Source organism: Streptomyces blattellae (assembly GCF_009709555.1).
Classification (GTDB): Bacteria; Actinomycetota; Actinomycetes; order Streptomycetales; family Streptomycetaceae; genus Streptomyces; species Streptomyces blattellae.
On record NZ_WJBG01000159.1, the window covers coordinates 1 to 14,028 of the forward strand.

11 protein-coding genes and 1 pseudogene are annotated in these 14,028 nt (G+C 70.9%); 5 read left to right on the forward strand and 7 right to left on the reverse strand.

The genetic code is table 11. The features are described from left to right. A pseudogene (locus tag GFH49_RS40210) lies at window positions 1-860 on the reverse strand (hypothetical protein); the annotation flags it as partial. Window positions 861-1,534: 674 nt separating this feature from the next. Between GFH49_RS40210 and GFH49_RS19205 the strand changes: the two are divergent. Further along, window positions 1,535-4,054 carry an ATP-dependent Clp protease ATP-binding subunit gene (locus tag GFH49_RS19205; protein ID WP_155057309.1) on the forward strand — a complete coding sequence of 840 codons (2,520 nt, stop codon included), beginning with the start codon at window positions 1,535-1,537 and terminating at the stop codon, window positions 4,052-4,054. Window positions 4,055-4,095: 41 nt separating this feature from the next. Here GFH49_RS19205 and ggt read toward each other — a convergent pair whose 3' ends face one another. Continuing rightward, window positions 4,096-5,895 carry a gamma-glutamyltransferase gene (gene ggt, locus GFH49_RS19210; RefSeq protein ID WP_155057310.1) on the reverse strand — a complete coding sequence of 600 codons (1,800 nt, stop codon included), beginning with the start codon at window positions 5,893-5,895 and terminating at the stop codon, window positions 4,096-4,098. Between the two features lie 124 nt (window positions 5,896-6,019). Here ggt and GFH49_RS19215 point away from each other — a divergent pair, with 124 nt between their 5' ends. After that, window positions 6,020-6,778, forward strand: a complete 759-nt coding sequence (locus GFH49_RS19215; protein WP_196218054.1) for a hypothetical protein — start codon at window positions 6,020-6,022, stop codon at window positions 6,776-6,778. 285 nt (window positions 6,779-7,063) lie between these two features. On the opposite strand, the gene GFH49_RS19220 is transcribed toward GFH49_RS19215, so the two are convergent. The 5 genes from GFH49_RS19220 to GFH49_RS19240 form a co-directional block, all read right to left on the reverse strand. Then, a complete protein-coding gene (locus tag GFH49_RS19220; RefSeq protein ID WP_155057311.1) occupies window positions 7,064-7,471 on the reverse strand; it encodes a DUF6278 family protein in 408 nt (135 codons plus the stop codon). Window positions 7,472-7,920: 449 nt separating this feature from the next. After that, on the reverse strand, window positions 7,921-8,700 hold the full coding sequence (locus GFH49_RS19225) for an exodeoxyribonuclease III (RefSeq protein WP_155057312.1): 780 nt from the start codon (window positions 8,698-8,700) through the stop codon (window positions 7,921-7,923). A gap of 45 nt (window positions 8,701-8,745) precedes the next feature. Next, a complete protein-coding gene (locus GFH49_RS19230; RefSeq protein WP_155057313.1) occupies window positions 8,746-9,381 on the reverse strand; it encodes an MBL fold metallo-hydrolase in 636 nt (211 codons plus the stop codon). A gap of 70 nt (window positions 9,382-9,451) precedes the next feature. Further along, the gene (gene pcaDC / locus GFH49_RS19235; protein WP_155057314.1) at window positions 9,452-10,747 is read right to left on the reverse strand and encodes a bifunctional 3-oxoadipate enol-lactonase/4-carboxymuconolactone decarboxylase PcaDC; all 1,296 of its coding nucleotides are present in this window, start codon (window positions 10,745-10,747) and stop codon (window positions 9,452-9,454) included. Between the two features lie 323 nt (window positions 10,748-11,070). Then, the gene (locus GFH49_RS19240) at window positions 11,071-11,589 is read right to left on the reverse strand and encodes an AMP-binding enzyme (protein ID WP_155057315.1); all 519 of its coding nucleotides are present in this window, start codon (window positions 11,587-11,589) and stop codon (window positions 11,071-11,073) included. On the opposite strand from GFH49_RS19240, the gene GFH49_RS41005 reads away from it, so the two are divergent. From GFH49_RS41005 to GFH49_RS19255, 3 genes are all read left to right on the forward strand, one after another. After that, a complete protein-coding gene (locus GFH49_RS41005; protein WP_268867511.1) occupies window positions 11,588-11,719 on the forward strand; it encodes a hypothetical protein in 132 nt (43 codons plus the stop codon). The genes GFH49_RS19240 and GFH49_RS41005 overlap by 2 nt on opposite strands. Window positions 11,720-11,761: 42 nt before the next feature. Then, entirely contained in the window at window positions 11,762-12,811 is a 1,050-nt protein-coding gene (locus GFH49_RS19250) for a LacI family DNA-binding transcriptional regulator (RefSeq protein WP_230396375.1), read from the forward strand. A gap of 156 nt (window positions 12,812-12,967) precedes the next feature. Then, on the forward strand, window positions 12,968-14,020 hold the full coding sequence (locus GFH49_RS19255; RefSeq protein ID WP_155057316.1) for a Gfo/Idh/MocA family protein: 1,053 nt from the start codon (window positions 12,968-12,970) through the stop codon (window positions 14,018-14,020). Window positions 14,021-14,028 lie beyond the last annotated feature (8 nt).

The following is a 14,028-nucleotide window of genomic DNA, read 5'->3' on the forward strand; positions in this document are numbered from 1 at the left end:
CGCGCGAACACACCACCGCCAGCACCGCCACCACCACCCTCGTACGCACCACGGCGACCCACCCCCGCAGCGTCACCGCGTACGCCCCGCACACCGGCCTCCGCCCCACCGTCCTGCACGACCTCCGGGAAATCACCGTGCCGCGCGAACACACCACCGCCAGCACCGCCACCACCACCCTCGTACGCACCACGGCGACCCACCTCCGCGGCGTCACCGCGTACGCCCCGCACACCGGCCCCTGGCTCATCGGCATGAGCGCGCCGCCCAGTGGTTCCCGGCCCATCGCCACCGTCGCTGTAAGGCCCCTGGCCGCCGTCCCGGCGGATCGGTGCCGACTGGCCGTTGATCGACCTGCGGTCCAACTCGGCGATGCGGGAGTGGAGTTCGGCGCGGCGGGCGGTGGCTCGGTGGTGGTCGTCGCGGGCCCAGGCCAGGTCGAGGCGGAGGGCGTCGGCCTGTTCGCGGGTGGTGGCGGAGGCGAGCAGGCGGCTCAGCTCGGCTTGTCGTTCGGCGGCGTAGCGCTGCTCGCGGAGCGTGACGTCCAGGCGGTCTCCGAGGGCGTCGCGGGCGCCGGGGCGGGCGTCGTGGGCGTTGAGCGCGGCGATGTGCAGGGAGCGGGCGCGTTCCTTCTCGGAAGCGGCGGCTTCGGGGCCGTGGTCGGCGGCGAGATCCTGTAGAAGCGCCTCCATCACGTCCCAGGGCGGGATTTCGCGTCCGTCGAGACAGGCCTGCATACCGTCCGGGTCACGGTGCCAGAACACCGCGCACCAGCCGGCGCCCTGATCCAGGCGTGCCAGCAGACCGTGCAGATAGTTCGCGAACTCCCGCACCTGACCCGGGAGTTGGTCAACAGTCATCGCTCAACTCCCGCCAGACCGGAATACTCCGGTCACTAAGGCAACACCAGCCGTGTTACGGGAGCGCTACAGCGAGTTTTCCGCGGGAGCGCAGGAGGCTCCCCATGCAGGAGTTGTGCCGGTGACCGAATCCGATGACCGCCGCTGCCGACGCGGGCGTTCCCCTGCTGGCGCTGGACGAGGTGGCGCGCGAAATGCTGCGGTGTGCAGGCGTCCTCGCGTCCCAATCCGCCTACCGGCTGCGCGACGGCCGGCTCGGCGACTGGGCGATCAGCTTCGTCGCCGGCGACCCGCGTCCGGCCGGCCTCCGCCTGATCGAGACCGCCGCGCGCGCCGGCGGCTACGGCATAGGCCGCCACATGCACGAGGGCATTCAGCGGGGCTGTATTGGGCGAGCAACCACACCCATCCCGCAATCGCAAGCCAGGATCGCTCCCCGAACGTCGGCACCCATACACCCCATGCACCCCATACACGCCACGTATCCATGCACCCCATGCACCCCCATGCACCCCATGCACCCCATGCACCCCATGCACCCCATGCACCCCATGCACCCCACAACATGCCGCCGCCCAACGACCGTGCCAAGGTGTTGTAGAAGCCCAGGTGTAGCGGGGCCCCTCATGGGCACCCGTCCGCACCAGCACGTCGATCAGCGGAACGGACATGCGATGACCAGCGGCTTCGACTCCGACCCCCTCAGCGAATTCCTCGCCCGCTTCTTCGGCGGCCCCCGCCCCGCCCCCCGTCAGATCGACATCGGCCGCCTGCTCAGCCAACCCGCCCGCGAGCTGGTCCGCGGCGCCGCCCAGTACGCCGCCGAGCACGGCAGCCGCGATCTGGACACCCAGCACCTGCTGCGGGCGGCACTCGCGACCGAGCCCACGCGGAGCCTGCTCGCCCGGGCCGGCGCGGACCCGGACTCCCTCGCATCGGAGATCGACGAACGCTCCGGCCCGGTCCAGCATCCACCGGAGGAGGCCCCGCCGCCCGCCTCGCTGTCCCTGACCCCCGCGGTCAAGCGCGCCCTGCTGGACGCTCACGAGCTGGCCCGGGCGCGCGGCACCGGCTACATCGGCCCGGAGCATGTGCTCAGCGCGCTGGCGGCCAACCCCGACTCGGCCGCCGGCCACATCCTGGGCGCGGCCCGCTTCGCCCCCACCGGTCTGCCGCCGGAGACACCGGACGCCACCCAGCCCCGTACCGAACGGCCGCGCACCACCGGGACACCGACCCTGGACAAGTACGGCCGTGACCTCACCGAACTGGCCCGCCAAGGCCGGATCGACCCGGTGATCGGACGGGAGGAGGAGATCGAGCAGACCATCGAGGTCCTCTCCCGGCGCGGCAAGAACAACCCCGTGCTGATCGGCGACGCGGGCGTCGGCAAGACGGCGGTCGTCGAGGGCCTGGCCCAGCGCATCGCCGACGGCGACGTGCCGGACGTACTCAGCGGGCGCCGGGTCGTGGCGCTGGACCTGACGGGCGTGGTCGCGGGTACCCGCTACCGGGGCGACTTCGAGGAGCGGATGCACAACATCGTGGGTGAGATCCGCTCACACTCCGACCAACTGATCGTCTTCATCGACGAGTTGCACACCGTGGTCGGCGCCGGCGGAGGCGGCGAGGGCGGCGGGTCCATGGACGCGGGCAACATCCTCAAGCCCGCGCTGGCCCGCGGTGAACTGCACATCGTGGGCGCGACCACGCTGGAGGAGTACCGCAGGATCGAGAAGGACGCGGCGCTCTCCCGCCGCTTCCAGCCGATCCTGGTGCCCGAGCCGACCGCCACGGACGCGATCGAGATCCTGCGCGGCCTGCGCGACCGCTACGAGGCCCACCACCAGGTCCGCTACGCCGACGAGGCCCTGGTCGCCGCCGTGGAGCTGTCCGACCGCTATCTCACCGACCGGCGGCTGCCCGACAAGGCGATCGACCTGATCGACCAGGCGGGCGCGCGGGTGCGGCTGAACGCCCGGACGAAGGGCACGGACGTACGGGCCCTGGAGCGCGAGGTCGAGCAGCTCACCCGGGACAAGGACCAGGCGGTCGCGGACGAGCAGTACGAGACGGCGATGCAGCTGCGCGACCGGGTCGGCGAACTGAAGCAGCGGATCGCCGACACCGGAGACGGAAAGGCCGACGAGGGACAGGACCTGGAGGTCACCGCGGAGGCGGTCGCCGAGGTGGTGTCCCGGCAGACCGGCATCCCGGTCAGCAGCCTCACCGAGGAGGAGAAGGACCGGCTGCTCGGCCTGGAGGAGCATCTGCATCAGCGGGTCGTCGGGCAGGACGAGGCGGTCCGCGTGGTCTCCGACGCGGTGCTGCGCTCCCGTGCCGGACTCGCCAGCCCGGACCGGCCGATCGGCAGCTTCCTCTTCCTCGGCCCTACCGGCGTCGGCAAGACCGAACTGGCCCGTGCGCTCGCCGAGGCCCTGTTCGGCAGCGAGGAGCGGATGGTCCGCCTCGACATGAGCGAGTACCAGGAACGGCACACCGTCAGCCGCCTGGTCGGCGCCCCGCCCGGCTACGTCGGCCACGAGGAGGCCGGCCAGCTCACCGAGGTGGTCCGCCGCCACCCGTACTCCCTGCTCCTCCTCGACGAGGTGGAGAAGGCGCACCCGGACGTCTTCAACATCCTCCTCCAGGTGCTGGACGACGGACGGCTGACCGACTCCCAGGGCCGCACCGTGGACTTCACCAACACGGTCATCGTGATGACCAGCAACCTCGGCTCCGAGGCCATCACCCGGCGCGGCGCGGGCATCGGCTTCGGAGCGGGCGGCGCCGAGGCCGACGAGGAGGCACGGCGCGAACAGATCCTGCGTCCGCTGCGCGAGCACTTCCGGCCGGAGTTCCTCAACCGCATCGACGAGATCGTGGTCTTCCGCCAGCTGACGGGTGATCAACTGCGCCGGATCACCACCCTGTTGCTGGAGCGGACCCGTCGCCTCCTGCACGCGCAGGGCGTGGTGGTCGACTTCACCGATGCGGCCGTCGACTGGCTCGCCGAACGCGGCTACCAGCCGGAGTACGGCGCGAGGCCACTGCGCCGCACCATCCAGCGAGAGGTGGACAACGAGTTGTCCCGCCTGCTCCTGGACGGCACGATCACGGACGGCGGCCGGGTGACGGTCGATGTGCGAGCAGGCAGCCTGGCCTTCCGGCCCACTCAGGCGGACACGCCCTAGCGGGGCGTGGGGCGCGACACGCCCCACGCACCCGCGGACGCCTACGGCGCGGGGTACACCACCTGGGCCGACCCGCCACCCCGCCGCACCGTCTCAGCCGCCGCCAGCCACTTCCCGTCCGGCAGCCGCTGCACACCGGTCGCCGCCCCGATCTCCGGGTTGAGCCTGAACGAGTGCCCGATGCTTTCCAGCTGCCTCTGCAAGTCACTGCCGTACAGGCCGGGTTCGAGTTCGGTCTGCGCGGCGTTCCGCTGACTCGCCCGCGGCGCCGCAATCGCATCGACCAGCGGCAGCCCGCGGTCCAGGACTCCGGTCAACGTCTGCACCACGGTCGTGATGATGGTCGCCCCACCGGGCGAACCGAGCGCGAGGACCGGCTTGTTGTGCCGGTCCAGCACGATCGTCGGCGAGATCGACGACCGCGGCCGCTTGCCCGGACCCGGCAGGTTCGGGTCGTGGACGGCGGGGTTGGCGGGGGTGAAGGAGAAGTCCGTCAGCTCGTTGTTGAGAATGAACCCGCGTCCGGGCACGGTGATGCCGCTGCCGCCGGTCTGCTCGATGGTGAGCGTGTAGGAGACGACGTTGCCCCACTTGTCGGCCACCGTCAGATGCGTGGTGTTCTCGCCCTCGTACGTCGTCGGCGCCGCCGTGCCTCCCGCGGCGCAGTCGGCGGGATCACGCGGATCGCCGGGCGCGAGCGGGCTGGTGAGCACGGCGTCGTCCTTGATGAGGCAGGCCCGCGAGTCGGCGTACCGCTGGGACAGCAGTTCCTTCGTCGGTACGTCCTCGAAGGCGGGGTCGCCGACCCAGCGCCCCCGGTCCGCGAACGCGATCCGGCTCGCCTCGATGTAGCGGTGCAGGTATTCCGTCTCGCTCGCCTGGGAAAGGTCGGTCCCCTCAAGGATGTTGAGGGCTTCGCCGACCGTGGTGCCGCCGGAGGAGGAGGGTGCGATGGAGTAGACGCCGAGGCCGCGGTACGAGGTCTTCGTGGGCGCCTGGGGCTTGGCGCGGTAGGCCGCGAGGTCCTTCGCCGACAGCTCTCCGGGGCGGGCGTTCCAGCCCGAATCCGGATCCACGGGCGGGTTGTTGACGGTGTCGACGATGTCCTCGGCGAGGTCGCCCCGGTAGAGGGCCTTGACGCCCTGCCTGCCCAGCTCCTCGTAGGTGCGGGCGAGATCGGGGTTCTTGAACGTGGAGCCGACGACGGGGAGTTGGCCGCCCGGGAGGAACAGCTCGGCGGTGTCGGGGAAGTAGCGGAACCTGGTCTCGTTCTGGGCGGTCTGGGCGCGGAAGGTGCCGTCGACGGTGAAGCCGTCGCGGGCCAGGCGCTCGGCGGGTTCGAGCAGGGTCGCGAGCTGTGTGCTGCCCCACTTGTCCAGTGCCGTCCGCCAGGTGGCGGGTGTGCCCGGAGTGCCGACGGAGAGACCGCTGCTGACGGCATCGGCGAACGCGAGCGGCTTCCCGTTCTCGACGAAGAGCTGCGAGTCGGCGGTCAGCGGCGCGGTCTCGCGGCCGTCGATCGTGTGCACGCTGCGGGACTTGGCGTCGTAGTAGACGAAGTAGCCGCCTCCGCCGATGCCGGCGGAGTAGGGCTCGGTGACACCGAGCGCGGCGGCCGTGGCGACGGCGGCGTCGACGGCGTTGCCGCCCCGCTTCAGGATCTCGATGCCGGCGGCGGAGGCGTCCGCGTCGACGCTCGCGACGGCACCGCCGTATCCGACGGCGACGGGAACTTTCTCCGGCGTGCTGTCCGGCGCCGGTGGCGCTGCGGCCCCCACGGACGCGACAACGGCGGCCGAGACCGCCAGGACCGTCAGATTCCGCGCGACAGGGCGACGCATCCGCACCTCCAGGCTGCTGTTCGGCCCGGCGGGCCGGGCCGTTCGCGCAGCTTAATCCATTGCCATGGCCTCGTCAGGACCGTGTCGAACGCGGGTTTGCCCGGGCCCGCTACCATGCGCGCCCATGAATGACGACGTGCGCAACATCGTCCTCGGCGTGATCGCAGCCGGCCTCAGTGCCACGATCGGCTGGCTGGCCCGCACCTACCTGTGGAAGCGCAAGCTCCGCCGGAAGCAGGCCTTCTTCGGGCTGCCCGACAACTCCGAGTCACTGCTGGTGGTGAACCGTGATGCGGGCGGGCCGGAACTCACGGTGATGCGGCACGATGTGTTCGCCCTGCTCGAACTGGCCGCGCTCATCAAGGACTGCAACGCCCACGTCCAGGTCGTCACGCACGACGCCGCCCAGCAGGGCTTCGGCGAGCGCACCGAGTTCTGCGTCGGCGGACCGGCGTCCAACCGCCGTATGGCCGCCCATCTGCACTCCCTGCTGCCGGGTATACGCGTCAATACCGACGCCGAACCCGGCCCCGACCGCAACGCCTTCCAGATCGGCAGTGAGCGCTACCGCCTGGAGCCGGGCATCGGCGAGTATGTGCTCCTCGCCCGGCTCACCGCCGGTCAGCGCAAGGAGGTGCGGCCGGTGTTCCTGTTCTGCGGCCAGCGCGCGATCACCAACCAGGCAGCGACCCGCTATCTCGCCCGCAACCACCAACGGCTGTCCCGCAAGCACGGCAACAACTCCTTCGTCCTGCTGCTGAAGGTCGTCAACTCGCAGGCGTACGGGCCGGATGTCGTCGAACTGGTCGCCGATGTGACACGGGCGGCACAGACGGCGCTGCCGGAAGCGGCGGCTCCGCGCAACTCCCACCGCGCTTCCTGAGTCCCGCCGGGCACGGCCACCGCCACTGCGGTGAAAGGGCGGAACCCGTCCGGCGTGCAGCTGACCTTCTCCTCGCCTCCGCAGGCGCGAGCAGTGATCTCCGGCTGCCGCCGGGCGGGCCTGGTTCTGTGACTGCTGCCCCCTACGGCCCGCTCTCAGCTGTGTCGTGGTCGCCGCAAACTATCCGGATAAGAGTGGCTTAAGCACACGACACGCACCTTTCGGGCATTAGCCGTATTTACCGCGAGATAGGAGGGATCGGCGAAGATCAGCGGGATCAGCGGGTCACACCTCCGCGACCTCCGCATACAGCTGGGACAGCTCGGGCACCCCGCTGGACGCCCATTCCTGGCCGGAGGCGACGACATCGAACTCGCGGCCCGAGGCAAGTCTGATCACCGGCTGGCCGTTGGGCCAGATCTCCCACGCGGCACCGGCCACGGTGCGCACGATGACGGTGCCCAGATACAGCCCGGCGTCGTTGCCCAGCCAGGGCAGGATCTCCTCGTCGTCCCGCCATCGCGGGACCAACTGGTCGAGTTCCTCCAACGAGGCGGCGGAGTCGTCCAGTCTGACGCCTTCCTTGGACGCCTGGGAGCGCAGCAGTTCGCACTCGGAGAGGAGTTCGGCGATGCCCTCGGCGTCGGGGACCCCGGGCTTCTTGCTCCGGTCGCCCAGAAAAGGGATCTTCATACCTCCCACCCTGTCATTCGCACCGCCATGCGCACCACAGGCGCGCACACCCCGGATTGCGGCCGATCCCACCTCGGCGGGTGCCGCCGTCAGGACCGGCGCCGGGCCGCCGGCGCCGGAGCGCCTCTTCGGCAACACCGCGGCATGGGCGCCTCGATCTTCCCGCCGGGCCTCACCGCGGCCGACTGGACACCCGGCCGACTCGGACACCCGGCCGACTCGGACACCGGGCCGACTCGGGCACTCGGCCGCACGCTCGCCGTGCGGAGCGCCCGGCTGATCTGGCCGCGCGTCGCGGCGGGTGAGCCGGACAGCGTGCGGGCCGATGGCCGGGCGGTGCGGGTCCGGAGTCCGGAGTCCGGAGTCCGGAGTTCGGTGATCAGCCTGCGGGCCGGTGGGGGCTGGTCGGGCCCGCGCGGCGGGGTCGCAGGTCGATACAGCCCAGCCCGCTACGGGGCGAGGTCCACGACCACCGGTGCGTGGTCCGAGGCGCCCTTGCCCTTTCGCTCCTCACGGTCCACGTATGAGTCCTTGACGGCCTTGGCGAACGGCTCGTTGCCGTAGACCAGGTCGATGCGCATGCCGCGGTTCTTGGGGAAGCAGAGCTGGCGGTAGTCCCAGTACGTGAACGGGTGCTCATACTTGAGGGGGCGCGGGACGACGTCCGACAGGCCTGCCTCGCGCAGGGAGGTCAGGGCCGCGCGCTCGGCGGGGGTGACATGGGTGGAACCCTCGAAGGCGGCCACGTCGTAGACGTCGTCGTCCGTCGGCGCGACGTTGTAGTCGCCCATCACCGCGAACGGGCGGCTGCCGGACGCGTCGCCCGCGACAGCCGCCTTCAGGGCCTCGAACCACTGGAGCTTGTAGGCGTAGTGGGGGTGATCCACCTCACGGCCGTTGGGGACGTACACCGACCAGACGCGGATCGGGCCGCAGGTCGCGGAGATGGCGCGGGGCTCGACCACGCCGTCGAAGCCGGGGTCGCCGGGCAGGCCCTTGACGATGTCCTCCAGGCCTATGCGGGAGAGCACCGCCACGCCGTTCCACCGGCCGGTCGCGTGGACCGCCGACTCGTAGCCCAGCTCGCGCAGTTGGGCGGTCGGGAACTGGTCCTCGGCGACCTTGGCCTCCTGGAGGCAGAGCACGTCGGTGCCGCTGCTCTCCAGCCAGGCCAGGAGCCTCGGCAGGCGGGCGGTGATCGAGTTCACGTTCCAGGTCGCGATGCGCATGTTCCACAACCTACCCGGCGGGTCTGACAACGCGGCCCGTGGTGCTCAGACCTCCGCCGACGCTCCCGGCGTCAGCCGCAGGTGCTCCGCGCCGCCGAGGGCACCGATCTGGTTGTCGTAGATCGGGCGGGCCAGGTCGGTGAGCAGGGCGTCGTGGATGTCGTACGCCCGCTGCGGCTTGACCTCGCGAACGTAGTCGATCACCTCGGAGATCTTGCTCCACGGCGCCATGACCGGGAGCATCAGCGTCTGAACGGCACGGTCGGGGACGGTGAGCGCGTCGCCGGGGTGGAAGACACGGCCGCCGTCGACGAGGTAGCCGACATTGGTGATGCGCGGGATGTCCGGGTGGATCACGGCGTGCAGTTCGCCGTGGACCTGGACGTCGAAGCCCGCGGCGGTGAACGTGTCGCCGTGGCCGACGGTGTGCACGCGGCCCGGGAAGGCGGTCGAGATCTTGTCCGCGACCGCCTTGAGGGTCCAGATCTCGGCGGCCGGGTTTGCCTCCATGGCCGACCGCAGCCGTTCCTCGCTGAAGTGGTCGGGGTGCTCGTGTGTGACGAGGATCGCGTCCGCGCCGACCGCGGCGTCCTCCTCGCTGAATCCCCCGGGGTCGAGGACGAGCGTCCGCCCGTCCTTTTCGAGACGGATGCAGGCGTGCGACTTCTTCGTGAGCTTCATGGCACCATCCTGCCCCCGGTGAGCGTGCCGAGGGCGGCTCGGAGTGGTGCTTTCGGTACCCGGCCGGCGATCACTCCGTGGGAGTGGTCTCCTCGCGGATGACCCCCTGAGCCACCCTGAACGCGCTGTTCGCCGCCGGTACGCCGCAGTACACGGCCGCCTGCAGCAGCACTTCCTTGATCTCGGCGGGGGTCAGGCCATTGCGCAGCGCGGCCCGGGTGTGGAAGGCGAGTTCGTCCAGGTGGCCGCCCGCGACCAGGGCGGTGAGGGTGACACAGCTGCGGGCCCGTCTGTCGAGTCCCGGCCGGTCCCAGACCTCGCCCCACGCATACCGGGTGACCAGCTCCTGGAAGTCGCCGGAGAACTCGTCGGCCTCCGCCAGCGCCCGGTCGACATGCGCGTCGCCGAGCACCTCGCGGCGCACCTTGAGCCCGGCCTCGTACGGATCCGGCCGCGCCGCGGGCTGCGGCGGTACGACGGGCGGGGCGATCTCGGCGACGGGCAAGGACTGCGGCGGTGCGGACAGGACCGGCTTGACCGGGGCGGCCGGAATGGCGACCTGGCCGGTGGTGGAGTCGTAGGCGGGCTGCCAGGCGGTGGAGAAGTGCCGGACCAGCAGGTCGGTGACGGCGGCGGGCTGTTCGACGGGCACCAGGTGGGAGGCGCCGGGGACCACCGCGAGCCGCGCGTCCGGTATTCCGGCGACCAGAGTGCGGGCCTCGGCGGGGCCGGTGACCTGGTCGTCCGAGCCGACGAGGACGAGGGTGGGCACGCCGACGCGGCCGAGTTCCTGCCGGACGTCGAAGGAGGCGAGCGCCTCGCAGGCGGCTATGTAGCAGCCGGGGTCGGTGGTGCGCACCATCTGGACCGCCCACTCGGTGATCGCGGGCTGCGCGGCGGCGAACCCGCCGGTGAACCAGCGGTCCGGGGAGGTACGGGCGATGGGGTCGAGCCCGTTCGTGCGCACTATCACCCCGCGCTGGCGGAACTCGTCCGCCGTGCCGAAGCGGGGCGAGGCGGCGATCAGCGCGAGCGAGGCGAGGCGCTCCGGGTGCCGCAGCGCCAGCTCCACACCGACGGCACCGCCGAACGCGCAGCCCGCGTAGCCGAAGCGCTGCACGCCGAGCCCGTCGAGCGTGGCGAGCAGCCGGGCGGACACCTCGGCGATCGCGCCCGCCGGGTACGCCGGTGCGCCGCCGTGTCCCGGCAGATCGAACCGGAAGACGCGCCACTGCTTCGTCAGCTCGGGGACCTGTCTGTCCCACATGTGCCAGGTGGTACCCAGTGAGGGACCCAAGATCAGGACAGGGGCCTCTTCCGGCCCGTCGAAGCGGTATTGCAGGGTGTTCGTCGGTGTCTCGCTCACCCGTCAGACCCTCTCATCTCTCACGGGATCTCACATGGCCGCTCCCAACCTAACGGCCCTTGCCCCGCTCGCCGCGACAGGCCGGAACTGCCGAAAGCACCGAGGCCGGCTTCCGGGGATGCGGGTTGCTGGGTTGTGGGCTGCGGTTTCGAGTGTGGTTGGATCTGCGTGGCTCGGCGCGATTCACCTGAAAGCCCTCCGAGATCTCCCCAACCTGCAACATGAACACCACATGGTGAACAATTTCCGTCTTTTCCTGGCAGGAGCCGGACTCCGAGTCACCCCGGTCTTGCCAGGCTTGCGCAAGCACTCCTTGGTGATCTTCACACCCGGTGCGATCGGTCCCGGTCCCAGGTACGGGTGGTGACGCCTCGTTCCCGCAGTGCGGCCTTGCGGACCTTGCCCGTCTCGGTCAGCGGCAGGGCCAAGACCACCTCGATGTACCGGGGCACCGCGAACGGCGGGAGCTCGCGCGCGCAGTGCCGGGCCAGGTCCCCCGGATCCAGCTCGGTGCCCGGCCGGACGACGACCGTGACCATGACCTCGTCCTCGGCCAGTTCGGAGGCGACCGGGAACGCCGCGGCCCCGGCCACCGACGGATGCGTGCGCACCACCCGCTCCACCTCGGCCGAGGAGATGTTCTCGGCGCGGCGCCGGATGACGTCCTTGACCCGGTCGACGAAGCGGAACCAGCCGTCGCCGTCACGGATCACCCGGTCACCGGTGCGGCGCCAGGAGCCGGGCGCGGGCCGCCGTCCTCCGAGGTAGCCGGTGGAGAAGGCGTACGGCTGGTGGCTGCGCACCAGAAGCTCGCCGGGTGTGCCGTCCGCGACCCGGGCCATGGTCTCGTCGAAGTTCGCCGAAGCCCTCGGCTGCGAGACGCCGGTCCTGTCCGGGGGCCACGTCCCGCTCCCCGAGCAACTGCCCGGGGAGTTCGCCAAGGTCGTACTGGAATGGGCGGGGTCCGAGTAGCGCACCCAGGCCCCTCAGCGCCCCTGTGGAAGACTGGCGAGCATGACGACCGGCGCGGAGGGTTCGCGGAGCCGAAGAGGGGGCAAGGGCACCGGCCGACTTCCCACGATGCAGGACATCGCCGACCACATCGGCGTGTCCCGTCAGCTCGTCTCGATGGTGATCAGGGGCCTGCCAGGGCCGAGCACCGAGTCGCGGGACCGGATCCTCGCCGCCGCGAGCGAGCTCGGGTACCGGCCGCACGCCTCCGCGCGACTGCTGCGCCAGCAGCGCACCCGCTTGATCGGGGCGGTGTTCGCGATGCGCAATCCCTTCCAGGTGCGCTTCGTGGAGAGACTGTTCGTCCGGGCGGCCGAGAAGGGGTTCGGCGTGGCACTCGGTCCCACGACGGTGGAAAGGCCGATGGATGCCGTCGTCGCCGAGCTGATGGAGCAGCGAGTGGAGGCGCTGGTCGCGTTCAACCCCCCGGACTCGGCCGCGCTTGCGGGAGCGAGTGACGTTGTTCCCGTTGTCTGGCTGGGCGAATGGGCCCAGCAGCCCGAATTCGACAACGTGCATGTCGACGAGACCGAGGGGCTTCGTCTCGCGGTCGAGCACCTGGTCGGGCTGGGGCATCGTGACATCGCCTATGCCGGCGGGCAGGGCAGGCAGGTGGGGCGGGACCGCGCCGAGGCGTATCGCGCGGCGATGACCACGTTCGGGCTGTCCGACCGGATCGAGGTGCTGTCCGGCGGGTTCTCGGAGGAGGACGGCGCCGCGGCGGCGAGGGAGATCGTGGCGCGCGCTCGACGTCCGACGGCTGTGGTGTGCTGCGGGGACCAGTGCGCGGCCGGCGTGCTGGCGGTCTTCGCGCGGTCGGGTGTCCAGGTACCCCGGGACGTGTCCGTCGTCGGGTTCGACGACAGCTATCTCTCGTCGTTGTCGTATCACCGGTTGACGTCGGTGCGACAGGACGTCGAGGCGACGGTCGAGGCGACGTTGGGATCGGTGCTCGACCGGATCGCGGGAGACGACGGGCCCCGTCGCGTCGTCGCCACCGCGACGAGGCTCGTGGTGCGCGAGTCGACGGGGCCGGTGCGGACCGGGGCCTGAGGGGCTCTTGCCGCCGGGACTCACATTGGTCGTCGTGGATGGCTGTCGCCGACCGCGATTTAGCTCGTGCTAACCTGACCCATCGCCGGTCTTAGCTCGTGCCAAGTGGTGTTCGTACAGCTGCTTTCCCCCATAGCCGCGTCGATGGAGCGTGAGATGCTGCCTTCCCGCCTGCCGGAACCGGACCTCTACCTGCCCCGCACCGGAGAGCCCTCGCTTCGGTGGGGCATCGTCGGTGTCGGCTGGATCGCCGGCGAGTTCGCGAACGCCGTCCGCACACACACCGCCCAACGGATCACCGCGGTCGCCTCCCGTTCCCTCGACCGCGCGAGCTCGTTCGCCGCCACCCACGGCATCGACCACGCCCTGGGCTCCACGGAGCAGCTCGTCACCCACCCCGACGTCGACGTGGTCTACGTCGCGACCCCGCACAGCGCGCACCTCTCCATAGGGCTGGCCGCCATCGCCGCCGGCAAACATGTGCTCATCGAGAAGCCGATCACGGTGAGCGCGGCCGAGGCGAAGACCCTGGCCGACGCGGCACGCGCCGCCGGGGTCCTGGTGATGGAGGCGATGTGGACCCGCTACCTGCCCCAGACATCGGTCATCCGCAAACTCCTCGCCGACGGCGTGTTCGGGGAGATCCGCACCGTTCTCGCCGACCACGGACAGGCGATCCCGGCGGACCCCCAGCACCGCCTGCACCGCCCGGAACTCGGCGGCGGAGCCCTGCTGGACCTGGGGGTCTACACCGTGCAGTTCGCCTCCATGGCGCTCGGCGCCCCCACCCGGGTGGCCGCTGTCGGAGCCATGAGCAAGACGGGCGTCGACGCCTACGCGACCCTGGTCCTCACCCACGAAGGCGACGCGCAGTCGACGCTCCACACCTCGCTCCTGACCCGCACTCCGATGACGGCCGTGATCGCCGGAACCGAGGCGACGCTCAGCGTCGACGGCGTCTTCTTCGCACCGAGCTCCTTCACGCTCTTTTCGGCCGACCACTTCGGCCCGCAGCTCACCTGGAGCGACCCGACCGGCCTCAGGCTCTTCGACGGGCTCTCGTGGGAGGCCACGGCACTGGCGCGCTTCGCAGGCGAGGGCCGCACCGAGTCACCCGTCCACACGCTCGACGAGACCATCTCGGTTCTCGCCACTCTCGACGAGGCACGAGCCCAGATCGCCGCGTCCGCGTCCGCATCCGCGTCCTGACCCGAGCG